This window comes from Janthinobacterium sp. CG_23.4 (assembly GCF_029892305.1).
GTDB classification, from domain to species: Bacteria; Pseudomonadota; Gammaproteobacteria; order Burkholderiales; family Burkholderiaceae_D; genus Janthinobacterium; species Janthinobacterium lividum_D.
Map to the genome: position 1 here is coordinate 2,826,458 of NZ_JARXUX010000001.1, position 23,089 is coordinate 2,849,546.

22 protein-coding genes are annotated in these 23,089 nt (G+C 61.6%); 5 read left to right on the forward strand and 17 right to left on the reverse strand.

The window, feature by feature from the left end; all coding sequences use genetic code 11:
- Positions 1-194: 194 nt before the first annotated feature.
- Positions 195-1,940, reverse strand: a complete 1,746-nt coding sequence (phaC, locus tag H4V96_RS12600; protein WP_196855912.1) for a class I poly(R)-hydroxyalkanoic acid synthase — start codon at positions 1,938-1,940, stop codon at positions 195-197.
- A gap of 149 nt (positions 1,941-2,089) precedes the next feature.
- Between phaC and H4V96_RS12605 the strand changes: the two genes are divergently transcribed.
- Positions 2,090-2,323, forward strand: coding sequence for a hypothetical protein (locus H4V96_RS12605; protein ID WP_280720976.1), 234 nt, complete (start codon positions 2,090-2,092; stop codon positions 2,321-2,323).
- A gap of 16 nt (positions 2,324-2,339) precedes the next feature.
- Here the strand turns inward: H4V96_RS12605 and pgeF are convergent, their stop codons facing one another.
- Positions 2,340-3,125: a peptidoglycan editing factor PgeF gene (gene pgeF, locus H4V96_RS12610; protein WP_070347126.1), complete on the reverse strand. Its 786-nt coding sequence runs from the start codon at positions 3,123-3,125 to the stop codon at positions 2,340-2,342.
- Positions 3,125-4,150: an RluA family pseudouridine synthase gene (locus H4V96_RS12615; protein ID WP_280720977.1), complete on the reverse strand. Its 1,026-nt coding sequence runs from the start codon at positions 4,148-4,150 to the stop codon at positions 3,125-3,127. Before H4V96_RS12615 ends, pgeF begins: the two co-directional genes overlap by 1 nt.
- Positions 4,151-4,239: 89 nt before the next feature.
- Here H4V96_RS12615 and H4V96_RS12620 point away from each other — a divergent pair, with 89 nt between their 5' ends.
- Positions 4,240-5,043 (forward strand): outer membrane protein assembly factor BamD, encoded by an 804-nt coding sequence (locus H4V96_RS12620; RefSeq protein ID WP_010399011.1) that lies wholly within the window; start codon positions 4,240-4,242, stop codon positions 5,041-5,043.
- A gap of 241 nt (positions 5,044-5,284) precedes the next feature.
- Here the strand turns inward: H4V96_RS12620 and yaaA are convergent, their stop codons facing one another.
- On the reverse strand, positions 5,285-6,055 hold the full coding sequence (yaaA, locus tag H4V96_RS12625) for a peroxide stress protein YaaA (RefSeq protein ID WP_196855914.1): 771 nt from the start codon (positions 6,053-6,055) through the stop codon (positions 5,285-5,287).
- 30 nt (positions 6,056-6,085) lie between these two features.
- Between yaaA and H4V96_RS12630 the strand changes: the two genes are divergently transcribed.
- The 3 genes from H4V96_RS12630 (at position 6,086) to H4V96_RS12640 (ending at position 8,925) form a co-directional block, all read left to right on the forward strand.
- Positions 6,086-6,520, forward strand: a complete 435-nt coding sequence (locus H4V96_RS12630) for a putative toxin-antitoxin system toxin component, PIN family (protein ID WP_010399014.1) — start codon at positions 6,086-6,088, stop codon at positions 6,518-6,520.
- A gap of 82 nt (positions 6,521-6,602) precedes the next feature.
- Positions 6,603-7,781 carry a pyridoxal phosphate-dependent aminotransferase gene (locus H4V96_RS12635; protein WP_196855982.1) on the forward strand — a complete coding sequence of 393 codons (1,179 nt, stop codon included), beginning with the start codon at positions 6,603-6,605 and terminating at the stop codon, positions 7,779-7,781.
- Positions 7,782-7,821: 40 nt separating this feature from the next.
- On the forward strand, positions 7,822-8,925 hold the full coding sequence (locus tag H4V96_RS12640) for an HD domain-containing phosphohydrolase (RefSeq protein ID WP_070347131.1): 1,104 nt from the start codon (positions 7,822-7,824) through the stop codon (positions 8,923-8,925).
- A gap of 82 nt (positions 8,926-9,007) precedes the next feature.
- Here the strand turns inward: H4V96_RS12640 and H4V96_RS12645 are convergent, their stop codons facing one another.
- The 13 genes from H4V96_RS12645 to H4V96_RS12705 all read right to left on the reverse strand — a co-directional run bounded on the left by H4V96_RS12645 (position 9,008) and on the right by H4V96_RS12705 (position 23,023).
- Entirely contained in the window at positions 9,008-9,934 is a 927-nt protein-coding gene (locus tag H4V96_RS12645) for an alpha/beta hydrolase-fold protein (protein ID WP_196855915.1), read from the reverse strand.
- Positions 9,935-9,945: 11 nt separating this feature from the next.
- Positions 9,946-11,031: a tetratricopeptide repeat protein gene (locus tag H4V96_RS12650; RefSeq protein WP_196855916.1), complete on the reverse strand. Its 1,086-nt coding sequence runs from the start codon at positions 11,029-11,031 to the stop codon at positions 9,946-9,948.
- Between the two features lie 17 nt (positions 11,032-11,048).
- Entirely contained in the window at positions 11,049-11,963 is a 915-nt protein-coding gene (locus H4V96_RS12655; protein ID WP_280720978.1) for an AAA family ATPase, read from the reverse strand.
- A complete protein-coding gene (gene mshL, locus H4V96_RS12660; RefSeq protein ID WP_043462116.1) occupies positions 11,964-13,748 on the reverse strand; it encodes a pilus (MSHA type) biogenesis protein MshL in 1,785 nt (594 codons plus the stop codon). It lies immediately after the preceding gene.
- 31 nt (positions 13,749-13,779) lie between these two features.
- Positions 13,780-14,160, reverse strand: a complete 381-nt coding sequence (locus H4V96_RS12665) for an MSHA biogenesis protein MshK (RefSeq protein ID WP_280720979.1) — start codon at positions 14,158-14,160, stop codon at positions 13,780-13,782.
- The gene (locus tag H4V96_RS12670) at positions 14,145-14,906 is read right to left on the reverse strand and encodes a hypothetical protein (protein WP_196855918.1); all 762 of its coding nucleotides are present in this window, start codon (positions 14,904-14,906) and stop codon (positions 14,145-14,147) included. The genes H4V96_RS12665 and H4V96_RS12670 overlap by 16 nt, the downstream gene beginning before the upstream one ends.
- Positions 14,903-15,616, reverse strand: coding sequence for an MSHA biogenesis protein MshA (locus H4V96_RS12675; RefSeq protein WP_280720980.1), 714 nt, complete (start codon positions 15,614-15,616; stop codon positions 14,903-14,905). Before H4V96_RS12675 ends, H4V96_RS12670 begins: the two co-directional genes overlap by 4 nt.
- Complete coding sequence (locus H4V96_RS12680; RefSeq protein WP_010399030.1) at positions 15,613-16,557, reverse strand: hypothetical protein; 945 nt, start codon at positions 16,555-16,557, stop codon at positions 15,613-15,615. The genes H4V96_RS12675 and H4V96_RS12680 overlap by 4 nt, the downstream gene beginning before the upstream one ends.
- Positions 16,558-16,725: 168 nt before the next feature.
- On the reverse strand, positions 16,726-20,463 hold the full coding sequence (locus H4V96_RS12685; RefSeq protein WP_196855920.1) for a LamG domain-containing protein: 3,738 nt from the start codon (positions 20,461-20,463) through the stop codon (positions 16,726-16,728).
- 23 nt (positions 20,464-20,486) lie between these two features.
- On the reverse strand, positions 20,487-20,936 hold the full coding sequence (locus H4V96_RS12690) for an agglutinin biogenesis protein MshP (RefSeq protein ID WP_196855921.1): 450 nt from the start codon (positions 20,934-20,936) through the stop codon (positions 20,487-20,489).
- Positions 20,933-21,832, reverse strand: a complete 900-nt coding sequence (locus H4V96_RS12695) for a prepilin-type N-terminal cleavage/methylation domain-containing protein (RefSeq protein ID WP_010399037.1) — start codon at positions 21,830-21,832, stop codon at positions 20,933-20,935. The genes H4V96_RS12690 and H4V96_RS12695 overlap by 4 nt, the downstream gene beginning before the upstream one ends.
- Complete coding sequence (locus H4V96_RS12700) at positions 21,829-22,452, reverse strand: prepilin-type N-terminal cleavage/methylation domain-containing protein (protein ID WP_196855922.1); 624 nt, start codon at positions 22,450-22,452, stop codon at positions 21,829-21,831. Before H4V96_RS12700 ends, H4V96_RS12695 begins: the two co-directional genes overlap by 4 nt.
- On the reverse strand, positions 22,445-23,023 hold the full coding sequence (locus H4V96_RS12705) for a prepilin-type N-terminal cleavage/methylation domain-containing protein (protein WP_010399040.1): 579 nt from the start codon (positions 23,021-23,023) through the stop codon (positions 22,445-22,447). Before H4V96_RS12705 ends, H4V96_RS12700 begins: the two co-directional genes overlap by 8 nt.
- Positions 23,024-23,089: the final 66 nt, after the last annotated feature.

Genomic DNA, 23,089 nt, shown 5'->3' on the forward strand with positions numbered 1-23,089 from the left:
TACTGAGTTGATCCGAAAAAAAAGCGAACGTGGGTCCGCTTTCGCACCTGCCTACTTTTTCCATTATAGAGTGGAAAACGGCTCCACTACGCATCAGGGTAGTTGATTCCCACATTTATTGCAACGCAACTAAAAGTAGATTACTGACAAGGCCAGTGCTGATGCCGGCCTTGTCAGGCAAAACACTTCGTGACCTAATCTGCCCTGACTTTAACATACCGCCCGGGCGCTGCCTCGATTGCCGCGTGCCGCCTGTTGCCCGGCTTGCCTGGCGCCTTCACTTGTGCACCACCGTGCTCGGCCAGGAAGGCCGCCCATTCGGGCCACCAACTGCCAGCGTGCTCGGTCGCGCCTTCCATCCATTGCTCGGCAGTCAAGGGGCGGGCTTTCGCCGTGCGGGCGCCTTTGCCTGCGTCGTTGCTCCAGTAGCTGCGCTTTTTCTTCGAGGCCGGATTGATCACGCCCGCAATATGGCCTGAGGCGCCCAAAATGAAACGGTTGGCTTTCGGCTTTTTCGGGTTCAGCAAGACCGTACTGGCGTAGGCCGCACCCCAGGGTACGATATGGTCTTCGCGCGAACCGTAGATGAAAGCGGGCGCATCGATGCTGCCCAGGTCAATCTGCTCACCGGCCACGGTCAGCTTGCCCGGCACTTTCAGACTGTTTTCCAGATAAGTGTGACGCAGATACCAGCAGAACATGGGACCTGGCAAGCCCGTACCGTCGCCATTCCAGTACAACAAGTCGAACGCCGGCGGCTCCTTGCCTTTCAAGTAATTCGACTGTACGTAGTTCCACACCAGGTCGTTCGGCCTCAGGCTGGAGAAAGTACTGCCCAGGTCGCGGCCCGACATCAGGCCACCGTTGGCCAAAGTCTGCTCGCGTAGCGCCACTTGCGGCTCGTCAATGAAGACGTCGAGTGCACCGGCGTCGCAGAAATCGAGGAAGGTGGTCAACAGGGTCAGGCTGGCGGCTGGACTCTCGCCACGCGCCTTGAGCACGGCCAGCGCCGTCGAGACGATGGTGCCGCCGACGCAAAAGCCGAACATATTGAGCTTTTCCTGGCCGGAAATGTCTTGCGTCACCTGAATCGCCTCGAGCACGCCTTGTTCCACGTAATCGTCCCACGTCAGGTGCTGCATGCTCAGGTCAGGATTGCGCCAGGACATCAAAAAGACGCTATTGCCCTGCTCCACCGCGTAGCGCACGAGCGAGTTTTCTGGCTGCAAGTCAAGGATGTAGAATTTATTGATGCACGGCGGCACCATCAACAGGGGACGCTGGTGTACCGTGGCCGTCGTTGGCGTGTACTGGATCAACTGGAACAAGGCGTTTTCAAACACTACCGTGCCGGGCGTGGTGGCGACATTACGGCCCACTTCGAAGGCCGATTCATCCGATTGCGAAATACGCCCCTTCTGCATGTCGGTCAGCATATTGCTCAAGCCCTTGGCCAGGCTTTCGCCCTTGGTTTCGATCAAGGTTTGCTGCGCGTCGGGGTTGGTGGCGAGAAAGTTGGCGGGCGACATGGCGTCGACGATTTGCTGGACCGCAAAGGCAATCTTTTGCTTCTGGTGCGGCGCCGCTTCCACGGCATCGGCCATGGCACTGAGAAACTCCGCATTCAGCAGGTAGGCTGCCGCATTGAAGGCCGACACCGGACTGGCGTGCCAGGCAGGCGCGGCAAAGCGGCGGTCGCTCAGCTGCGGCGCCTTGCCAGCCATGAAGTCGGCCCACAAGCCCGTCAGCTTGGCCACGTAAGTATTTTTCAGTTGTTCGATCACGTCCGGCTTGATGCTGGCACCGGCATCCTGCAAAATGCCGGCAATCGGATTACTGGCCGGCTGCGGTACCATGTTGAACCATGTCTTCCAATGCTCAGGATTGCTGATCTGCGCCATCCATTCCTTGGTCATCATTTGAGGATCGGGCATATGCATAAATATCTAAGTCCATTCAAGATTGAGGGACGCCGAACAAAACCTGCTGCTTCGGTTTTGTCAGGTGTCGCAAACGTAGTCAAAAATAAATACTTCGGAATCAACTGCATGCAAACTGTTACTCACTGCCACACCCACTGCCACAGCATATGATGCTCATCACCGCTATTGCCTGGATCTACGTCGTCGGCCTCATGGCGCTGACGGAATCGTCCATCATCGCCGGGGTGATGACCTTCGTGCTGTACTGCATCGTGCCGCTATCGCTCCTATTCTATCTGACAGGCTCGCGGCGACGCAAACGCAAGGCCGAGCGTATCGCAGCCATGCAGGCGCGCGCACTGGCCTCTTCAGACGATAAAACAAAAACGGCAGACACATGAGTGTCTGCCGTGCAGATTATTTGCGCCAGATCAAGCTGGCCTGTCTTCCCGTGACGCCATCGCGCCGATACGAGTAAAACTGCGCCGCATCGCTGACGGTGCAGTATTGCCCACCCGCCACTCGCACCACGCCATCGCGCAGCAGCATGGTACGCGCCAGCGCGTAAATATCAGCCAGATACTTGCCCGGCTTGCCGGCGATGGCAGCGAACGCATCCGACAGCACTTGCCGCTCGGCAGCATCGCGCGCACCGTCGCGAAATGCCTGCAGCACGTCCTGCCCTACCTCGAACTGCTGCGGACCAATGGCAGGCCCCAACCAGGCGAGGATTTCCCCCGCCCCTTGCGCCCGCATGCTGTCCACCGTGCGCTGCAGGACGCCATTGGCCAGGCCGCGCCAACCCGCGTGGGCAGCGCCGACGACTTGGCCGTCGCTTGAGCTGAACAGCACAGGCAGGCAATCGGCCGTCATCACCACGCACACGGCACCGGCCTGCGTGGCGACGCTGGCGTCGGCATCAGGTAGGCAACCATGCACGCTGGCGGCGTCGGCCACGGCCACGCCATGCACCTGCGACAGCCAGGCAGGCTGCGCCGGCAGCATGGCGGACAGCCGCGCACGGTTGGCCGCCACGTGCGCAGGATCGTCGCCCACGTGCGTGCCCAAATTCAAGCCAGCGCCGCCCTGTCCATCACCGTAAGGACCCTGGCTGACGCCGCCTGCACGCATGGTCGCCAGAGCGCCCACGTTGGCGGGCAAACCGGGCCAATCGGGTATCAGGCAAGGCAACGCTGGCGGCATCAGACCTGTTCCGGCTCGGCAATGCCGGCGGTGGCGATCAATTGCGCGAAATCATCGGCCAGCGGCACGATCCACTCGCACGCTTCCAGGGTACCCGGATGCACCAGACCCAGGCGGCGTGCCTGCAATGCCTGGCGCGAGAAGACGGACACCAAGTGCTGCTTGCCATACACCGAGTCACCCACCAGCGCAAACCCCAGGTGCTGCATGTGCACGCGAATCTGGTGCGTGCGCCCTGTTTCCAGACGGCATTGCATCAGGCTCACGGGACGGCGGTCGAGTTCGCCGCTACCGATCAATGCATAGTGCGTGATGGCGGGCTTGGCGGTGAAATTCTCCGACACGGCCATCTTGACCCGGTCGCGCGGATGGCGCGCGATCGACGCATCGATGGTGCCCGCCATTTTCGGCGTGCCCCATACCAGCGCAAAATATTCGCGCTTGACGGTGCGCGCCTGCAACTGGCGTACCAGATCCGTTTGCGCGGCCAGGGTCTTGCCCACCACCATCAGGCCGCTGGTATCCTTGTCCAGGCGATGCACGATACCGGCGCGCGGCACGCCAGCCAGTTGCGGGCAGTGGTGCAGCAGGCCGTTGAGCAAGGTGCCCGACCAGTTGCCTGGGCCTGGATGCACGACCAGCCCTGCCGGTTTATTGATCACGATGATATGTTCATCTTCGTGCACGATGTTCAATTCAATCGCTTCGGGCTTAAAAGCCTCGTCTTCCGGCGCGCTTTGCGGCAGAATGACGATCTTCTCGTCGCCATAGGCGGTCATATTGCGTTTCGCAACTTTTCCATCGACGGTCACGAAACCGGCTTCCACCCACAATTGCAAGCGGCTGCGCGAGTATTGCGGCACCAGCTTGGAGATGACTTTATCGAGGCGGTGGCCGCAAGCGTCCGGCGTCAGTTCCAATGTAATCGGGAGCATGATCTCGAAGGCGTCGTCGGCGGCAAAATCGCCGTCAAACGCATCTTCGGCGCCATGCTCAGAAAGGGAGTCAAACGCGGAGTCAGCCAAATTAGGCTTCGGAGTTAATATCACAGCATTCCCATCGGCTATAATCAGCCTATTGTAAAATCTTGGTTAAAACCTTCTTGCAAAACGTCATGCAAAAAAAATTATCGTTGGTAGTCGCTTCAGTCGTTCTGCTCGGCATGTCCGCTTGCAGCTTGTTGCCTGAAAAAGTGGACGAGACCAAAAACTGGTCCGTTACGAAATTATACTCGGAGGCGCGTGAAGAAATGGCCGGGCAGCATTATGAAGCTGCAATCGGCCTGTTCCAGAAGCTGGAGGCTAACTATCCTTTCGGCAACTATGCCCTGCAAGCGCAGATGGAGATCGCTTACGCGTATTATAAGGCGGGAGACCAGGCGCAGGCACTGGCTGCCGTCGAACGCTTCATCAAGTTGCATCCTAACCACGCCAATGTAGACTATATGTATTATTTGCGCGGCTTGGTCAGCTTTAACGACCAGATCAGCTTCCTGAACTTCCTGTACGAGCAAGATCCGACAGAGCGCGACCCGAAAGCCACGCGCGAAGCGTTTGCGGCCTTCAAGCAACTGATCGACAAGTTCCCCAATAGCAAGTACGCGCCCGATTCCCTGGCCCGCATGAACTATTTGATCGATGCAATGGCGAAATATGAAGTGCACGTGGCGCGTTATTACTACCGCCGCGGCGCCTACCTGGCAGCTGCCAACCGCGCACAAACGACGGTGAGCGACTTTGCCGCTTCGCCAGCCATCGAAGAAGCGCTGTTCATCATGTACCGCTCGTATGACAAGCTGGGCTTGACGGACCTGCGCGACGATACCTTGCGCGTGCTGACCAAGAACTACCCGAACACGGCATTCCTCAGCCCGGAAGGGGTGAACAAGGATCGCAAGTGGTGGAAATTCTGGCAGTAAGCTAATAAAATACCGGGCTAGCCCTAATGCCGTTCAGTTAAGGGTTTTGGCGTGATTGATGAGCGCCAGTAAATTCGCTAACCCCAGAGGCAAAGAGCTGGGGTCGGACCCGCCGGGGGAATGTGCTTCAATGGAGCACATTCCGATCACGAAGTGTCCGACCCCAGTCCTTGTTCTTGGGCTAAAAATAGCATCCCAACACTAACTGAACGGCATTACCGGGCTAGCCCGGTTTTTTTACTTATTCGCCCACTTTTCGCCTAAATACCCAGCTGGTGTCATTCGACGCTTCCGGCACGAAAGCGTAGCCATCGACGTCGAACTGCTTCAGCTGTTCGGGATCGCGGATCGCGTTCACGGTCGCATAGCGGGCCAGCAGGCCGCGCGCGCGCTTGGCATAGAACGAGATGATTTTATACTTGCCGTTCTTCCAGTCCTCGAACACGGGCGCGATGACGGGCACGTCCAGCTGGCGCGGCTTGACGGATTTGAAATATTCTTCGGAGGCCAGATTAAGCAGCACCTTCGCGCCCTGCTCTTGCGCGGCACGGTTCAAGCCATTGGTGATGGTGTCGCCCCAGAACGCATACAAATCCTTGCCGCGCGTCGTCGACAGGCGCGTACCCATTTCCAGGCGATGCGGGTGGATCAGGTCGAGCGGACGCAGCAAACCGTACAGACCCGATAAAATGCGCACGCGCGCTTGGGCGTAGTCGAGCTGGGCCGGCTGCAGGCTACGCGCCTCGAAACCGGCATACACATCGCCATTGAAAGCCATGATGGCCTGGCGCGCCTCGGCCAGCTTGGGCGTCCAGGACGCGTAGCGGGCCACGTTGAGGGCCGACAAGGCGTCGGAGATGCCCATCAGGCTGCCCACTTCGGCGGGCGAGAACTGGCGCATGCGCTCGATCAACTGGGCGCTATGGTCGAGAAAATCGGGCGTGCTGTGCAACGCGGTTGTTGGCGGCGTCTCCAGGTCGAGACTCTTGGCGGGCGAAAGCACGATCAACATAAATTATCACTACAAAATAGAATTGCCGACATGATACCTGCTCCACAAAAACTCGTCCTCGACACCAACGTTTGCCTCGACCTCTTCGTCTTCAACGACCCGCGCTGGGCGGGCCTGCTGGCGGCCATGGAAAGCGGCGCCGTGCACGCCATCACGCGTGAAGATTGCCGCGCGGAATATCTTGTCGTATTGCATTACAAACATTTGCCGCTCGATGAAGCCAGCCGCGCTGTCGCCGCCGCCCGCTTCGATGCCCACATCAGCGTCGTGGCGCCGCCCGCATCGGGCGTGCGCCTGCCTGTCTGCACGGACAAGGATGACCAGAAATTCCTCGAACTGGCGCGCGACGCCAACGCCGACATCCTCATCACCAAGGATAAGGCGCTGCTGAAACTGGCCCGCAAGACGGCCAAGGCCGGCATGTTCAAGATCATGTTGCCGGAAGGCTGGGCATTGCCAAGCTGAGCCATTAAGGACTGCACGCAAGGCCACGCGCTGCGCTAGAATAGGAGGCAATTCCACTATGCGCACCGCGACCCTACCGTTCATGCACAGCCCTTCCCCGCCCTATCTGACTCCCACCCTCTGCACGCGATTGCCTCTGGTGGGCACCACCGTGTTTAGCCGCATGTCCAGCCTGGCGGCCCAGCATGGCGCCGTCAACCTGGGCCAGGGTTTCCCCGATTTCGATTGCGCGCCGCAACTGGTCGACCTGGTCAGCGAGGCCATGCGCGCCGGCCACAACCAGTATCCACTGATGACGGGCGCCGCGCCCTTGCGCGCAGCCATCGCCGCGAAGATCGCCAGCCTGTACGGCCACAGCTACGATGCAGGCACGGAAATTACCGTCACGGCCGGCGCCACGCAGGCGCTCACCACCGCCATCCTGTGCTGCGTCCATCCGGGCGACGAAGTCATCGTCATCGAACCGGCCTACGACAGCTATCTGCCCGCCATCGCGCTGGCCGGCGGCGTGCCCGTGCTGGTGTCCATGGAAGTGGGAGACTGCGGCTACAGCGTGCCGTGGGACCAGCTGGCCGCTGCCGTCAGCAGCAAGACGCGCTTGATCATCATCAACACGCCGCACAACCCGACGGGCACCATCTTGCGCGCTGACGACGTGGCGGCGCTGGCCGATATCGTGCGCGGCACGCAAATTTTGATCTTGTCCGACGAAGTCTACGAACATATGGTGTACGACGGCGTGCACCATGAGTCGCTCGCCCGCCACCCGGAACTGGCGGCGCGCAGCTTCATCGTCTCCAGTTTCGGCAAGACGTATCACGTGACGGGCTGGAAAGTTGGCTATGTGGCGGCACCAACAGCCCTGACGGCGGAGTTTCGCAAGGTACACCAGTACAACGTATTTACCGTCAACACCCCGATGCAGCACGGCTTGGCCGGCTATATGGCGGACCCGCAACCCTATCTGGACTTGCCTGCGTTTTACCAGCGCAAGCGCGATATGTTCCGCGACGCTCTGGCGGGCAGCCGCTTTACCCTGCTGCCGGCCGACGGCACGTATTTCCAGTGCGTGCGCTACGATGCCATTTCACAAAAGAGCGAAGCGCAGTTCGCCGAGTGGCTGACGGCAGAGATCAAGGTGGCCGCCATTCCTGTCTCCGCCTTTTACGCGCAGGGCAAGGAGTCCGGCATCGTGCGCTTCTGCTTTGCCAAGAAAGATGAGACCTTGCGTTTGGCGCTGGAGCGCCTGCGCAGCATATAAGCGATAACGGCTCTGCCACGGCGGAGCAAAGGATGACAGCATGGTACAGCGTCGCATCGGCCCGGCCGACCTGGTTCCCGGCGAGCCCCTGCCCTGGGATCTGTTCCTGGCCGAGCACAGTGCCGGCCCGCAACTACGCAAGGGGCAAATCATCACCGACGGCGCGCAGCTGGGCCGCTTGCTGCAACTGGGCTTGTACATCGGCACGCCCGAGCAGCCATCGGTGCTGCGCCTGCTGAACGAGGCGGCGCAGCGCCTGGAGCGCTTGCTGCTGGACTTGCGCAGCGAAAGCAATGCCGAGCGCGACGTGCGCGACATCGCCCGCGAACTGCTGCGCGCGCTCGAGCACGATGCCGACATTGCCTTAGCCAGCATCTTGCTCAATCAAATCGCCGCTGTCTATGCCGTGCGCCACTGCATCGAGACGGCGCTGCTCGCCATGCTGGTAGGACGCGGCATGCACAAATCGAATGATGAGCTAGTACTGATCGGTGCCGCTGCGCTGACCATGAACGTGGGCATGCTGCGCCACCACGACAGTTTCCAGGACCGGCGCGGCCCCCTGAATGACGAAGAAATGCGCGTCGTGCGCCAGCACCCGCAAGAGAGCACGCAATTGCTGCGCTGCGCCGGCGTCGATGACGAGGAATGGCTGAGCTGCGTGCTCTTGCACCATGAAATCGACGACGGCAGCGGTTATCCGCAGGGACGCACGGCCGATGAAATCTTGCAAAATGCCAAACTGATCGGCCTGGCCGACCGCTATTGTGCCCGCGTCTCGGCGCGCAACTACCGCCGCTCCATCGTGCCCGACCAGGCGCTACAGCACATCTTTCTCGACCCGGGCGTGTCCATCGATCCCTTGCTGAGAGAACAGTTCGTCAAGCTGCTGGGCAAATATCCACCGGGTACCCTGGTGCGCCTGCGCAGCGGCGAACTGGGCGTCGTGACGCAACGGGGTGCCGCGCACGTGCATCCGCTCAGCGATCCGCTGGGCGCGCCGCTGGGCGCCGCCACGCTGGCGCAACTGGCACCGCGCGACACGCTCGACAGCGAGTTCGCCATCGTCTCGTCACTGCACGAAGACGATGCCGGCTTGCATTTCAGCATGCGCAATGTGTGGGGCGAAGAGGCGCGCTTGTAAAGCTGCCTCAGCTGTTTCGGCGGCGAGGCACGGCGAGACACGGCAAGACACGGCGAGACAGTCTTGCGCGCCTGAGCGCGATTCATTTCACTGACTTCAAATACGCCCGCAAGCCATGCGTCAGCACCAACGGAAACACGCTCGCATGGTCTTCGTCCTCGAACACGCGCAGACGCGTCTTCAAGCCGGGAAACTTGCGCGATGTCAGCTTGCCGTCGAACTCGCGCAAGTCGGCCAGCATGTCGGCCTCTTCCTCCGAGCGTGAACGCTGCTTGCCCGCCGCCAGCTTTTCCAGGGCGCCGATGCCAAAGAACACAGACGCAGGCAAGTCCCGGTGACTGGCCGCATACGCTTGCTCGCGCTCGAACATCACGCCAGCGTCATACCACAGCGACGGACTGCCGAGGATGTAATGCTCGAAGCTGCGCGGTTCGCTCAGCAGCAATTGGAGGCCCAGCAAGCTGCCATACGAGTGGCCAATAAACACCTTGCGCTGCATGTTCACGCGGTAATGCTGGGCGATGAAGGGAAAGACTTCGCCCGTGACAAACTGGCCATAGGCCTTCGCTTCACCGAACGCCGGTTGCCGCCCCGCCATGTCCGAACGGTAATCATGCTTGCGCGGCGTGGTAGGCGTGTAGTCGCGGCGGCGGCTGTACACCCCGCCATCGCCGTTGGCGTAAGACAGGCCGACCACCACCACTTCTTCCAGCCCGGCATGCTTGTTCAGGCGCTGCGCGATACTACGCACGACGGGAAACGCATAATTGGCGTCCACGACAAACAGCACCGGATAGCGCTTGCTGCCCTGCCGGTAAGAATCGGGCAAGGCCACAAACACCTGATAGTCGCGTTTCAGGGCTTGTGCACGAATGTCGCGCACCTCGGTATTTTCCAGTACGTAGCTAGCGGGTGCGCTGGCGGGTGCAGCCGGCGCACTGTTGGCAAGCAAGCAGAGCGAACAAAAGAGGATGAGCACACTGCGCGGCTGCAAGCTGGTTTCTTTCATCGAGGTAAAAGTCACTTCGTCGCAACCGTTGTCAGCTGCACCAGCTTGCGCTCGACAAACGCCTGCAACTGGGGCGACAGGGTTTGCAAACCCCTGGCCCGCTCGTAAGCCTGGCGCGCCTGAGCTGGGTGGTTATCGGCCTGCAAGGCTATCCCCAGGCCCATCCACCAGACGCCGTTGTCGGGCGCCGTCTGCAGGGCCAGCTGGTAGTGCTCGGCTGCTTCGCGATAGCGCTGCTCGCGCTGCAGCACGGCGGCCAGGAAAGCCTGGTATTCGCCGTTGTCGGTGGCGTACGGCAAGCTGCGCATGAGGCTATCGAGGGCCGCCGCGCCGCCGTTGACCTGGTCCAGCTGCAAACGCGCCAACATCATCGCTTGCGCCGGCTGTTTCGGGTCCAGTGCAAGGCTCAGCTGCAACTGCCGGGCCGCCTCGTCGGGACGCTGCGCTTCGAGCAGCAGGCGCGCCAGGGTTTCGCGCGCACCCTGGTGGCGCGGGTCCAGCTGCAAGGTCTGCTGCAAGGCCAGCATGGCGTCGGCGACGCGGCCATCTTGCAACTGGGTCAGCGCGCGCCGGTATGTATTGTCCACGCGCTGCTGCGCTGTGACTTGCTTGCCGTCAAGGATAAGCTCGCTGGCGGCAGGAGCTGCCGTCTTCACCGCCGCCGCAGAGGCAGGCTTGGCTGGTTGTTGCGTGATGCGGCCCATTTCAGCAGCACGCAGCTTGGCCGGCGCGACCGTCTGCTCGGCCGGCAACACCGGCTCGGGTGTCACCGGGGCCGTGGCGATCGGCGCCGGCGCAGCAACTGGCGCAGGCGCAGGCACAGCAACTGGCGCCGTCACCGGCACGGGTATCGGTGCCGCCACCGGCAACGGCGTGTTGGCTACGCTGACGAGCACCGGCGGCACGGGCGGGCGTTTCAGGTAGACCCAGCCCAGGGCGATAGCGGCGGCCGTCAAGCCGGCCGCGCCGCCAAAGACCAGCGCGCGCGACACGCCGCGTTCGCGTTCGGGCACGCTGCGGATGCCGGCCGCGTCGCCGCGCACATCGGGGGTGCCGCGGGCATCGAGGTCTTGCAACATCTTGTTAATCAGGCTCATCTACGGGCTCATCTTCGTCATCGGTTCAATAAAGTCCAGCTCACGGCGCAGGCGGCGAGCAGCACGCCGCTGCCAGCGAGCCAGGGCCAGGGGCGGTGCCAGCGCGCTTGCCAAAAACGGGGCTTGCTGGCCAAGGTATCGCTGGCGGCCAGCGCCACGTGGCGCCCGCTGACCTGCTGCCGGCCTTCGCCATAGGCCAGCATCAGCGCCTTGTGCGCCATGATGTTAATCAGGCGCGGGATGCCGCCGGAAGCCTGGTAGAGCTTGCTCACGCCGCCACGGCTGAACAGGCGCGCGCCATCGAAACCGGCCACGCGCAGGCGGTGCGCCACATAAAAGTCCACGTCGTCGCGCGACAAAGGTCCCAAGTGATAGTGAAAGGTGATGCGCTGTGCCAGCTGACGGATTTCCGGCAGGGCCAGCTTGACGTCCAATTCGGGCTGGCCGAACAGCACGATTTGCAACAGCTTGCGCTTTTCCGTTTCCAGATTGGTCAGCAAGCGCAAGGCCTCCAAGCTGTCAACGGGAATCGCCTGCGCTTCATCGAGGCACAACAACACGCGCTTGCCCTGCGCTGCCAGGTTGAGCAAGCGCAAGTTGAGCGACTTCAGCAGCTGATGCTGATCGGCATCTTTCTCCAGCAGGACATCGAGGTCGTCGGCCAGCGCCAGCATCAGTGAACGGGGTGGCAAGTTCGGATTCGGGATGTAGGCCGTGACGAAGTCCGGCCCCAACGATTGCATGAATTTGCGGCAGAGAAAGGTTTTGCCGGTGCCCACTTCGCCAGTGATCTTGATGAAGCCCTCGCCATTGCGCGCCGCCACCAGCAAGGTGTTAAGCGCCTTTTGCGACTGCGGGCCGTTGAAGAAGAAACTGGTATCGGGCGTGAGGCCAAACGGCGCCTCACGCAAGCCGAAATGGGCCTGGTACATTTAGCGCAGCTCCGAGGGACGGCGCGGGTCGAGCGCCTCGATGCGCTTGCCCGAATCGAGCAAGTCCTCGCTCCAGCTATTTGCGCCATCGACGATGGTGGGCTTGATCAGCACCACCAGTTCGCGCTTCTGTATTACCTGCCCCGTGTTGCGGAACAGCGCGCCCAGCAAGGGAATATCACCCGCGCCCGGCACTTGCGAGCGGTCGGCGGTGGTAGCCTGGCGCATCAAGCCGCCGATGGCAACGATGCGCCCATCCTGGCTACGCACCATGCTATCCATCTCGGAAGTGCTGGACGCGGCCAGCGGCAGTTTCAGCGAACCGGCGCTGCCCAGGTCGATTTCCTTGTTGACCGTGGTGACCTGGCTGACGGAAGGATGCACGTGCAAGATGATATTGCCCTGATCATCGATCTGCGGCGTCACGTCCAGCACCACGCCGGAAAAGAAGGGCTGCAGCGTGACATTCGGGCTGGAGGTGGTGCCGCTCGTGTTGCCGGTCGACGTCACGGTAGTACTGACGCCAGTGACAAAGAATTCGTCGGTGCCTATCTTCAGCACGGCCTTCTGGTTATTCATGGTGGCGATGCGCGGGCTCGACAGCACGTGCACCGAGCCCTGCGACTCCAGGAAAGAGAGCATGGCGGCGAAGTTGGCTGTCTGGAAAGCCAGGCCGAACATGGAACCGGCTGCGTTCGCCGCCGAACTGAGGCCAAAGCCACTGCTGGCCGTCAAGCCGTTGCTATTGGTCATCTTGGGCGGCTGGCCGCCGTTGAACGGCAGCGGCGCCAGGCTGCCACCGGGCTGGATGAAACCGGTCGAAATGCGGTTCGTGTGGCCGCTCTTGATGGAGGCAAACGAAGCCCAGTTGATGCCGGTCTGGAAATTATCGTTCAATTCCACTTCGAGTATCTTCGCTTCCAGGATTACCTGGCGGTCCACCGACAGTTGCGTCGCCTTCAGGTACAGGTCGACGGCGCGCAGTTCATCGGGCATGCCGCGCACGACGACGACGCCGGACTGCGGGCTGATTACCACCTTGCGGCCATCGGCCGTGCCGCCGATGATGGCACCCAGCGATTCTTTCAATTCTGCCCAGAAATTGCTGTCCGACGTGGTGCTGAGATTGGCACTATCCTGCTGCACCTGGCTGCCGCCCTGGCCCGACTGCTGCGGCTGATTCTGCGACTGCTGGCCGCTATTGCCGCCGCTTTGGCCGCTGTTGCTGGTGCCGGAATTCGACACCGACGTCGAGGAGACGCGTAAATTCGACGTGCCCTTGCGGTTACCCGTCAGGTAATTGACCTGGAACATGCGGGTTTGCATGGTGAGGGGGCGAATTGCGATGCGCGTGCCTTCGATCTTGTAATCGTAGCCATACAGTTCGCGCACCGCATCGAGCGCTTCGATCAGCGTCACATCCTTGAGGTTGGCGGAAATATTGCCCTGCACATCAGGATGGACGAGGATGTTGTAACGCGTGCCGGTGACGAGCGAAGCAAAAAACTGGCGCGCCGGAACGTTGCTGAAGGCAACGTTAAACCGCTCATCGAGCACGCCGCGCGCCTTCGGCAGTTGCGCCGCCAGCGCGCTCGCCTGCGGCAGCAGCGCGTTTTCCACTGCTGCGGACTGAACTGCCTGACTGGTCGTGGCGCTGGCGGCGGCCACCTGCTCCTTGATGGCATTGTAAGTGTCGCGCTTGACTGGCGCCACGTTGCAGGCGCACAAACTTACGGCAACGCCCAGCACGCCGGCTCTTTTGCCTATTTCAAATATCTTCCGCATTCCCGCCTTGTGTTTATTGGGTGACATGAACCTATTTCCTTCGCATCTGCACACCGTCGTTCACCTGCGCCGCTTTCGGATACAAGCGCAGCGTTTCAAGGGTTTTACCGCGCCGCAGCACCACGCTTGCCTCGCCGATGCTGACCAGCACGGCGCCACCGATCCTGTCGCCGGGGCGCACGCTGACGCCATCGATCACGGCCAGGCGCCGCCCGCCCGGTTTATTCGAAATCAATAGCGACTGCAACTGCGGCGCCGCCGCGCGGGCAGACACGGCAGCGCTGTCGGCCGGCACCGCATCGGGCGGCCTGGTCGGATCGACCAAGCCCTGAGCAACAGCACTGGGCGCCAAGGACAGCAGCACGCTCGCAACGGCGACATAGCGCCTGGCGCGCATCACAGCGCGATCCATTTTTCGTCCAGGCTCAGCGTGTACAGGGTCAGGCTCAGCGTGGCGTTCGGATACTGCTCGACCTTCATGTTGACCTTGCCCCAGAACACATGGGCCGGCATTGCCTCAAGAGCGTCCATATAATTCACCATGTCCAGATAATTTCCACGCAATACGACTTCCACACCATGGCGGTATAGCAGGGCCGGCGCCTTCGCCGGGGCGATTTCCGCTGTCGCCGGTGCAGCGGGCGCAGCGGGTGCAGCGGGCGCAGCCGCAGGCGTCGCTGTCCCTATCGCGGTCGCGGTCGCTATAGCAGCGGCGGGAGCAAGACCTCCGTGTCCCATCGGGCCAGACGGCAAGGTGAGCAAGGACACCAGCTGCAAGCGCGATTGCTGTTTCAGCAATTGCTGCAGCATCGGCACGACACGCTCCGGTGCCACCAGGCCATTTTGTGTGGCCTGCAAGGCATGCCGCATCTGCCCGGTTTCCTGCCTGGTGCGTTCCAGCCGGATCCGGTCTTGCTGATCCGGATCACCGGCATGCGCCGCCAGCTTTTGCGCCACTTCGCCATCGATGACGGCGGCCGCCTGCTGTCGCTGCGCTATCGCGTCAACTAGCACCTTGCTGCGGCTCATTTGAGGGTCGAGCACCAGATAAAAAACGATAAAAACCAGCAGCGCGGCAGCGGCGCCAAAAATCATGGCCCGCTCGCGCACGCTCAGTGCATCGATTTTCAGGGTGAGTTTCTGCCATTGTTGTTTCATTCTTTCACCGTCCCTGCCGCGCCGCCGGCCGGCGCCGCAGACGATTGCAAACTGAATTCGATAAATCGCCGCGCGGGTGCAACCACGGCCTCGGCCAGCGCACCGGCTGACGCCACCGGCAGCGCCGGCGCCGGCGCGGGCGCGGGCGCGGGCGCGGGAGTTTGCGCCGCCGCCATATCCAGGCGCGCAAATGATTTTCCTTGCAGCACAGACTGCCTGGACAGGGCGCTAATATACTGGGGCACCAGATCGGGCTGCACGGTGCGCCCCTGCAGACCGATCTCCTTGCCGGCGCCGACGATGCTCGCCTCCGTCAACCACAGACCATTGACCCTGGCATGGGCAAAGGCACGGAAATAAGCGGCATAACCGTGTGTATTGCCCAGCTCGCCACCTTGCAAGATAGTTTGCGCCTCCAACAGGGCGGCGCGGTCGGCTTGCGCCTGCCCCAGCGCGCGCGCGATGAGGGGATCCTTCTGCGGCGTGGGAAAACGCGTCAGCACATCGGCCCGCCGCGCCTCGCGCGCAGCTAGCATGAGCTTGCTATCAGCCGCAGCGCGTTCCAGCACGGCCAGTTGGCGCGCGCCATACAAGGCCAGCGCACCACTGACGAGCAAGATCAGCCCCAGTCCCTGCGCCATGCCCTTCGCCGACAATACCTGCTTCTGCTTTTCAAACGCGGGGTTGAACAGATTGATTTGCTGGCTCACGCGAGTACCCCCTCTTGTCGCAGAGCTGCACCCAGGGACAGGAAAAAGCGCGCCTGGCTGGCGGCCGCTTGCAAGTCGGGCACGCGGGAAAAATCAAACAGCAGCGCCAAGTCCAGCAGCTCCACAGGCATGTACAGATTGTCCGCCAGGTAGCCATGCAAACCCTCGCTGCCGGTCGGTGCCAGCACCAGCTTGGAGATGCTAATAAAATGAAACTGACGCTCGAAATGATCAAACGAACGCTGCAATTCCAAAGTGATCCTGTCGTAATACTGCTGCCGCCGGGCCTCGTCGACATCGGCCAACTGGGCCAGCGTGACATCGATGCGGCGCGCCAGACACAGTTCGGCATCAAACGTCACCGTCAACAAGCCGCCCTCGCCGTCGAAAGACAGCATGGCCAGGCCGCGCCCCTGCGGCTCCATCAGCGCCGCGACATTGCGCTGCGCCATTTCCGGTATGTCGACCACGGCCAGCGCTATCTTGCACTCGCTGTAAAGTGCCTGCCTTTCGGCCAAAGGGGCGTTGCGCGCGGCGACGGCGAACAGGGACTGGCCGCGCACTGGCGCATTTTTATCGACCGGGATGCCAACGACGTCAATGGTGGCCTCGGCCAGCGGAAAGTCCAGCATATCTTTCAAGCGCCAGCCGACGGCAGTTTTCAGTTCCTCCGGCGGCACATTCGGCGCATCGAGTGTCAGCAACTGGTACTCGCCTGCGCCGAGCAGCGTGCTGCAAAGGTGCGACTGGGCGTGCATCTCCTTGTTCAGCCTTTCCAGGGTGGCGGCCGGCACGGGTTTGCGGCCGGCATAAAACGCTGCGGCCCGCACCAGCGGGCGCTCGCCAGTGCGCCGCTCGACGACGGCAGCACACATGCCCTCCGCAGAAAACGATGTCGCCAGCCAGCCGTCCTGTTTTTTTGCTTTTACGAAGAAACTCATGCAACCGATCCCGAGAATAGAAGTGCTCCGGCAACGTTGCCGCGCCAATGATGCATGAAATCAATTTTAATTCATCGTATGGAAGAACAGTCTAAAAAATAATATATTGATAATATATTTTCAAGAAAACACCACGAAAGTCATCTCCTTGCACAAAATGCCCTCCCATCAAAACATCTCGCGGATAAATATCAGCGGCTCGCTCTTAAACACGCCGATGGTTTCACGCGCCTGGCCCGGCAAATAGGGAATCAGGGACTGCAGCGTCAGCGTGCCTTTTTTCGTCACCGGCGCGGCCGGCTTGGCCAGTAAAACGCTGCCGACACCCTGCACCAACAGGCCGCTATCGAGCGGCAAGCTGGTGGCGGCCGGTAGCTGGGCATCTGTCAAATTAAGATAATTGGTCAACAGTAAATTCTTGCGCAACAAGGCCGTGCAATTGTCCAGCACATTGTCGACGAACAGCGTGCCGTTCCAATATTGCGCAGCCATCGGCACGAGCAAGGCGCGCCGTTCGGAACCATACATATTGGCGACCTGCAGGCGCCCGTGGCGCAACTTGGTATTGCCCACCGCCACACTGGCTGCGGGGGTGACGGCTAGTCCATTGACGCTGGAAATGAGCGCCCCATCGGCGTCGCTGATGGACACCAGCAGCGAAAAGTTGTCGTACGGCCCGTCCTGGCCGCTGGGCAAGCGGTTGAAACCATACTGCACCGCCACGCCGGTCGCGGTGGGCAGGATCGCTTGCAGCAAGCCAGGCGGCGCCAGGGTCAGCGTACCGGCACCGGCCATGTCTGCCTGCACCTTATATACGGCATTGTCGCCGCTAAACTTGATCAACTCCCCCGCCGACAGGCTGCCGCTGCCGGCCAATGTCACTTGCGTGCTGCCCACGGCGTAGCCGGCGCTGTCGGTGGCATAACTGCGACCGCTGCGGCCCTGGCTCCACGCAAAGGCGGGCAAGGCGGGCGACAGGCGGCTGGCGGCCAGCGTCGCACTGCCATTGCGGGCGCCCACGCTCACGCTAGCGAGGGCTGGATAAGCGCTGCCGTAGCGGCCCAGGATTTGATTGCCCTTGCTCAGAGCCGTCACGCCCAGCGCGACGCCCAGTTCGCGCTGGCTCATGTAGGTCAAGTCGCCGCAGGCGGCCGTCAGCGCCCCCGTGAGCGCGTAGTGGTCAGGAAAAAAGCGGCCATAGACGGGCGCGGGACTTTGCGTCTGGTTGGCGATATTGCAGCCAAACTTGCCGCCCACGGCCGTATTGCTGCTGCTGCCGGTCACGCAGTTGCCCGGCTGGTCGACGCTGGTGTAGGAATTGTCGAGCACCGCGTCGGGCAGCATGCGGAAGGTGCCGACATCGCTGTACGTCACGCCGCTATTGCTGGCCACACCGCTGGCCAATACCGCCTGCCCCAGCGGAAACGGACTGGCACTCGAGCTCGAGCCCAGGCGGTCGCTGTAATCGGTGTTACTGATGAAGCCGGTGATTTTTTGTCCGGCGGCGGAATTGTCGACCAGCGGCGTGCCGTTATAGCCGGCAACGGCCGCCGCACCGAGGGTGAACGGGGTGCCCGCCGGCAGACTGGGCGTGCCGCTCAGGGCGCTGTTGCTCATGTTGGAACTGAGCGTAAACTGTTGCGGTCGCACCGCAAAATTATCGGTCGAACAAGCCACATTGGCGGTGACGCACACGGCCGCCGTGCAAGTGACGCGCACCCGCACATCGCGGTAGGCGCTGTACTTGGGCGCCACGGCGCTGATGGCGTTAGCCGGGATGCTCACATTGGCGCTCGAATAGCCGCCCACGAACGTGGCCAGGCCCAGCGGAATGACCGCCGTCTGGGTCAGCGGACAGTTATTCGCCCCTAGCGCGACACCGGTGGCGGTGTTGGCCAGCAAATCAACCGTGGTCACGCCAGCGAAAGTCGTTTCCAGGCTGGCATCGCTCTTCAGTTTTACCAAGTCGAGCTTGAAAGCCGTATCGGCCAACTTGGTATTGAGGCGGGCATAGCTGATACTGCTGGTGCTGGGCACGCAACGCGGCGTCGTCGCCTCGCAGGCGTTGAAGAGCGCCACCGCGCACGCCTTGATCACCAGCGACTGGTCCTCCTGCTCCGTGAACTGTCCATCCGTCACATTCACGCTGACCGTGGCAGCCGTGCCGCTGCTCAGGCCGAACACAGCCTGGTATTCACCGTTGAACAGATAACTTGCCACGCCATCGTTCAAGGTACCATTATTGAGCACGCCATAGCCGGCGATCAAGGCCCAGTCGCCTATGCCGTTCGATGTGCTCAGCACGATTTGCGTGGTATTGTTGGGCATCACGATATTGTTATGGTTGACGTCATGCGCCGTCACCGTGACCGTGCTTTGCTGGCAGGTCAGGCCCGTGCCCGAATTGCTCACCGCATAATGGCTCAGGCAACCAGCCTGGCTCAGGTTCTGGTCGCGCTGCACCAGCGCCAGGCCACCTTCATAGTTATAGGCACGCAATTCGTCGATGGCGCCATCGGCGGAATTGCCGCTGCCGTTTTGCCCCGTCACCGTGCTGCGGTTATCGCCGATATACACGCTGCCAATGCGCGGCGACGCCACCGCCGCCGTGGTGAACGCCGACTCCTTCTGCAGCACCCCGTCGACGTAAATGCGCAGGCGGTCGCTATTGGCTGCCGCCAGCGCATTGAAGCTCCAGCTCACGGCAATGTGTTTCCAGGTACCGGCGGGCACGCTATTGGCGGCCGTTTCCACCACGCGCTGGTTGCCCAGACTGTCGGTGACGACAAAGCGCAAGGCACCCGTGCTGCGCCGCACGAGAAAAAACCATTCATTGTTCATTTGCGTGGCATCGAGCAATTGTGCATCGCGCGCCCCGCTGCCGGACCAGGCCGTATTGGCCTTGTACCAAAATGTGATCGTGCCGGCGCCGCCCATACTGACGGGCACGGAAAGACCGCTATCGATCGCATCGATGGCAGTGGCGCTGGTATTGAGTGGGAAACTGGCGGCACGGCAGACGCGACCGGCGGCGATCGTCTGGGCGCCGCCCAGCACCGTGCCATCGCGCCCGTTGCCGCTGGTATCGCTCACTTGCGCCGGCGTATTGTTCCAGCTGGGCTGCTCCATGCGGTACTCGAGCACGGGGCGGGGAATATAAAACTTGATGGCTGAATTGCTAACCGGGAAGCCGGTCTGCGGCGTGTCGTAATCGTTGCTGTCGGCCTGCCAGCCAATCTGCCCCAGCTTGCCAGAAGGTCCCGCCACTGCCGCGCCGTACTGGTAGATGAATTCGCCGTTTTCCTGCAAGATCAATTGCAGGCTGTAAGAGCCAGTGGGGTTGGAGCCCGTGGTCCATTCCGGCACATTACTCCAGGTCACCACGAAGCTGCGATAGGGGGCGGTGCCGATGGTGGCATAGCTGATGTAACACGTGAGGCGGCTGGCGCAAGCGGTGTTGTAGCTGGGCAGTTCCAGTTTCGAGGTGGGATCGAGGTCATTGCCATAGATGCGCATGGTGTAATTCAAGCTGCTGTTCGGATAGGGCTGCGTCTGTACCGGGCTGCCATAGCCGCAAGTAACATTGTTATTGAATTGCAACCGTCCGTTCGTCATCACGCGCACCGTGCTGAAGGCAACGCCCGAATACATGAAGCTAAAGCCGATGGGCAAGGCATCACTGAGCGTGTCGTCAAGGATGGGCGGCGTGGTGCCGCAGCCGGCGGAACCGTTGAAGCGGTAAGGCGAGGTGTTATAGCCGAGCTTGGCATGACTGCTGGCGTCGATCCAGCTATAGGCAAAACTGGTGTTGGCGTAGGTTGCCGCCTGGGCCGACGCACAACAGAACATGGCCAGAGCGACCAGTCGGGCCAGTGCAACTAGCCATAAAGTGGTGACTGCCTGCATATTATTCCTTTCTAGCGGCGTGCTCAAAATTCCGCCTGCACGACGCGTTGCACATAATCAGGATGGTTGGTGGCGTTGGCGGTGGCGCAGACACTGGCCACAGGCTGGTTGCAGGCGGTCGCAATGACCTGAAAACGCGGCAGCGCACCCGCCGCCTGCGTACAGCGCACGGTCACGCTAAAGCCACTCAGGGCGCTATTTGCGGGCAGCGCAAAATGGCTGCTGGCGACACAACTGCCGTCCACGCGCTGCCGGTATACGCCCCACTCCATGCCGGCCCTGGCCGCCTGGTAGGCGCGCGCGCCCTGCACGTCCAGCGCCGACTCGGCATGCTGCATGGTCGAGATGGAGAGCAGCGCCACGCCCAGCGCGGACAGCACCACCAGCAAGAAGATGGCGGTGACGATGCTGAAACCGCGCGCCTTGCGGTATGGCGGGCGCCCATGCGGCATGGGGGAAATGGATAGCGTCATGGCGAATTATTAATCTGTGCCTGCTGCACCAGCGTGACCTGACCCGCGTTGCCACCGGGTACGCCCAAGGTCAGGCTAATACGCACCAGGCCGCGCTGCAGGTTGGGCAGCGTATCGAAGGAAAATTCGCATTGCGCGACCTGCATCGCCATCAGCGCTGCCGACGACGCGCTAGTCAACGGCGCGGCAGCGGCGCTGACCGGCTGGACAGGGTCGATGGCATAACCGGCATAGCGCGTCAGCGTACCGGTGCCGTTTGTATTTGGCGCGCAGTGATAAGTGACGACCGTACTGACCACCTGAAAACGATAACTGAGCGAAGGCATGGACGGCGTTTGCGCGACGAAGGGGTTGCTGGCCAGCGTGACATTGTTGCCGTTTATCGCTGTGACCCGGGCGCGGTTGCATTGCCCGCTGCAATTATAGGCGTCCACGGGAGGCTGATCGCCGAGGTTATTGACGACGATAAAGTCGCCGGCAACAATGGTTTGCAAGCCGGACGGCGCGGTGCCGACGATGCTGAAGATAGTCGAGTTGGCCACCGGCGTGCTGGGATCAAAGGCCAGCACATTGCCCGGTGTCACGCTGAGATCGTCGTCTTCCGACAAATAGCGCCCACCCGCCTTGGTCAGCAGCAGCTCCAGATAACTGCCGCTGCTATTGCTCGTCACGCGCACGCTGTTGGGCAAGGCCAGGCGCACCTCGCGCGTGATGCGACGGGTCGCCAAATCGGCCGCGTCCGCCAATTCGGCGCGGGCGCTCACATCCAGGTAACCTTGTATGGGAGCGCGGATAAATACCGTCACCATGCCGGCAACGATGGCCGTGATGACGATCACCACGATCAGTTCGACCAGGGTGAAACCGCGTTGCCGGGGCGTGGGGAAAGTCATCATGGGACGGCATTGCCTGCGTAGCGCGTGCGGTAGCCGGCCAGCACGATCTGTTGATTCGTGGCATAAGTCACGGTGACCGTAATGCGCAAGACATTCATGTTGACGGGCGCAGCGGTCGATGCCAGGCCGGCGCCGGCCAACCCCAGTGCCGCGTCGGGAGCAATGGCCACGCTCACCGCATAGCCGTCAGGAAAGCGGTTTCCAGCAGCGTCATCCGGGTAGATCACGGAGGCATTGAAGGCCCGCACATAGTCGCTGACATTGTAATACGGGCGCCCCGTGGCGGGCACCACCGCGCTGACATTTTGCGGCGTATTGCAGCCGTCAGGGTTGGTGGCGCTGTCGTACTGCGCGGCATTCTTCGCCTTCTCGGCTGCCGGATCGGCAAGCGGATCGCAAAACGTGAACCGTGCCCCTTCGATCTCATCGAGCATGGCTTCGGCGATCGCCAGCGCCTGCTTGCGCAATTGCGGATCGGCGCTGCTGGCCGTGGTGCGGGCGAAAATTTGCAGCAGTCCCACGACGGCGATGCTGACCACAACGATGAAAATGACCAACTCGATCAGGGTCACGCCGCGCTGCGCCGTCCTGCGCACAGGCAAGACGGCTATGCTAGTCATGGACATAGCCGGTCTCTCCTTCGAGCACCAGGTTGCGCGTCATGTCCGCGCCATTGATGCCGATGCTGACGCGCGCGGGAAAGCTCGATACAGGCTCGACATCGCCCACACGGTAAGGACGGCCCAGGGCATTGAAGTAAAAGGCGGCCGCTTGCAGCGGCACGCTATAGCTGATCTTGTTGGGCGCCCCCTCGCACAGCCATGCCGTGACATTCGCGCAGGCAGCCAGGGTGGCCGTGCGGCCACTGTTGCTGCCAGCTGGCGGCAAGACACGGTTGGCCGCCTCGCAGGCGGCGCTAAAACACAGGGCGATGCGGCTGCCGTTGAGCAGCACGAACACGGGCCTGTTTTGCGCAATTGCCAGTTTTTGCGCATAGCGCAGCATGCTGACGTTTTGATCAGCAAAGCTGCGCGCATCAAAACTGTCTTGCTGAAAGAAGCGCGGCATGGCGAAAGCTGCCACGATACCACCCACCACCAAGACGGCGATCAGTTCGACCAGGGTAAAGCCACGCTGCTGGCGCCCACGGCTCGCCCGTACGGCAAACATCAAATCCGCTGGAAACAACATCGTATCCACGCACCTATGGCAAAGGACGGCATGCCGGCTGAAACATGCCAGGACAAATAGAAAGCG

Bases quoted from the DNA above. Each gene is read 5' to 3' on its own strand.
- H4V96_RS12700 (WP_196855922.1), bottom strand. From the start codon at position 22,452: ATGACTAGCATAGCCGTCTTGCCTGTGCGCAGGACGGCGCAGCGCGGC.
- H4V96_RS12685 (WP_196855920.1), bottom strand. From the start codon at position 20,463: ATGCAGGCAGTCACCACTTTATGGCTAGTTGCACTGGCCCGACTGGTC.
- H4V96_RS12605 (WP_280720976.1), top strand. From the start codon at position 2,090: ATGATGCTCATCACCGCTATTGCCTGGATCTACGTCGTCGGCCTCATG.
- H4V96_RS12705 (WP_010399040.1), bottom strand. From the start codon at position 23,023: ATGTTGTTTCCAGCGGATTTGATGTTTGCCGTACGGGCGAGCCGTGGG.
- H4V96_RS12645 (WP_196855915.1), bottom strand. From the start codon at position 9,934: ATGAAAGAAACCAGCTTGCAGCCGCGCAGTGTGCTCATCCTCTTTTGT.
- H4V96_RS12665 (WP_280720979.1), bottom strand. From the start codon at position 14,160: ATGGATCGCGCTGTGATGCGCGCCAGGCGCTATGTCGCCGTTGCGAGC.
- H4V96_RS12640 (WP_070347131.1), top strand. From the start codon at position 7,822: ATGGTACAGCGTCGCATCGGCCCGGCCGACCTGGTTCCCGGCGAGCCC.
- H4V96_RS12635 (WP_196855982.1), top strand. From the start codon at position 6,603: ATGCACAGCCCTTCCCCGCCCTATCTGACTCCCACCCTCTGCACGCGA.
- mshL (WP_043462116.1), bottom strand. From the start codon at position 13,748: ATGCGGAAGATATTTGAAATAGGCAAAAGAGCCGGCGTGCTGGGCGTT.
- H4V96_RS12630 (WP_010399014.1), top strand. From the start codon at position 6,086: ATGATACCTGCTCCACAAAAACTCGTCCTCGACACCAACGTTTGCCTC.
- H4V96_RS12650 (WP_196855916.1), bottom strand. From the start codon at position 11,031: ATGAGCCTGATTAACAAGATGTTGCAAGACCTCGATGCCCGCGGCACC.
- H4V96_RS12655 (WP_280720978.1), bottom strand. From the start codon at position 11,963: ATGTACCAGGCCCATTTCGGCTTGCGTGAGGCGCCGTTTGGCCTCACG.
- H4V96_RS12670 (WP_196855918.1), bottom strand. From the start codon at position 14,906: ATGAAACAACAATGGCAGAAACTCACCCTGAAAATCGATGCACTGAGC.
- phaC (WP_196855912.1), bottom strand. From the start codon at position 1,940: ATGCATATGCCCGATCCTCAAATGATGACCAAGGAATGGATGGCGCAG.
- yaaA (WP_196855914.1), bottom strand. From the start codon at position 6,055: ATGTTGATCGTGCTTTCGCCCGCCAAGAGTCTCGACCTGGAGACGCCG.
- H4V96_RS12695 (WP_010399037.1), bottom strand. From the start codon at position 21,832: ATGATGACTTTCCCCACGCCCCGGCAACGCGGTTTCACCCTGGTCGAA.
- H4V96_RS12680 (WP_010399030.1), bottom strand. From the start codon at position 16,557: ATGAGTTTCTTCGTAAAAGCAAAAAAACAGGACGGCTGGCTGGCGACA.
- H4V96_RS12620 (WP_010399011.1), top strand. From the start codon at position 4,240: ATGCAAAAAAAATTATCGTTGGTAGTCGCTTCAGTCGTTCTGCTCGGC.
- pgeF (WP_070347126.1), bottom strand. From the start codon at position 3,125: ATGCCGCCAGCGTTGCCTTGCCTGATACCCGATTGGCCCGGTTTGCCC.
- H4V96_RS12690 (WP_196855921.1), bottom strand. From the start codon at position 20,936: ATGACGCTATCCATTTCCCCCATGCCGCATGGGCGCCCGCCATACCGC.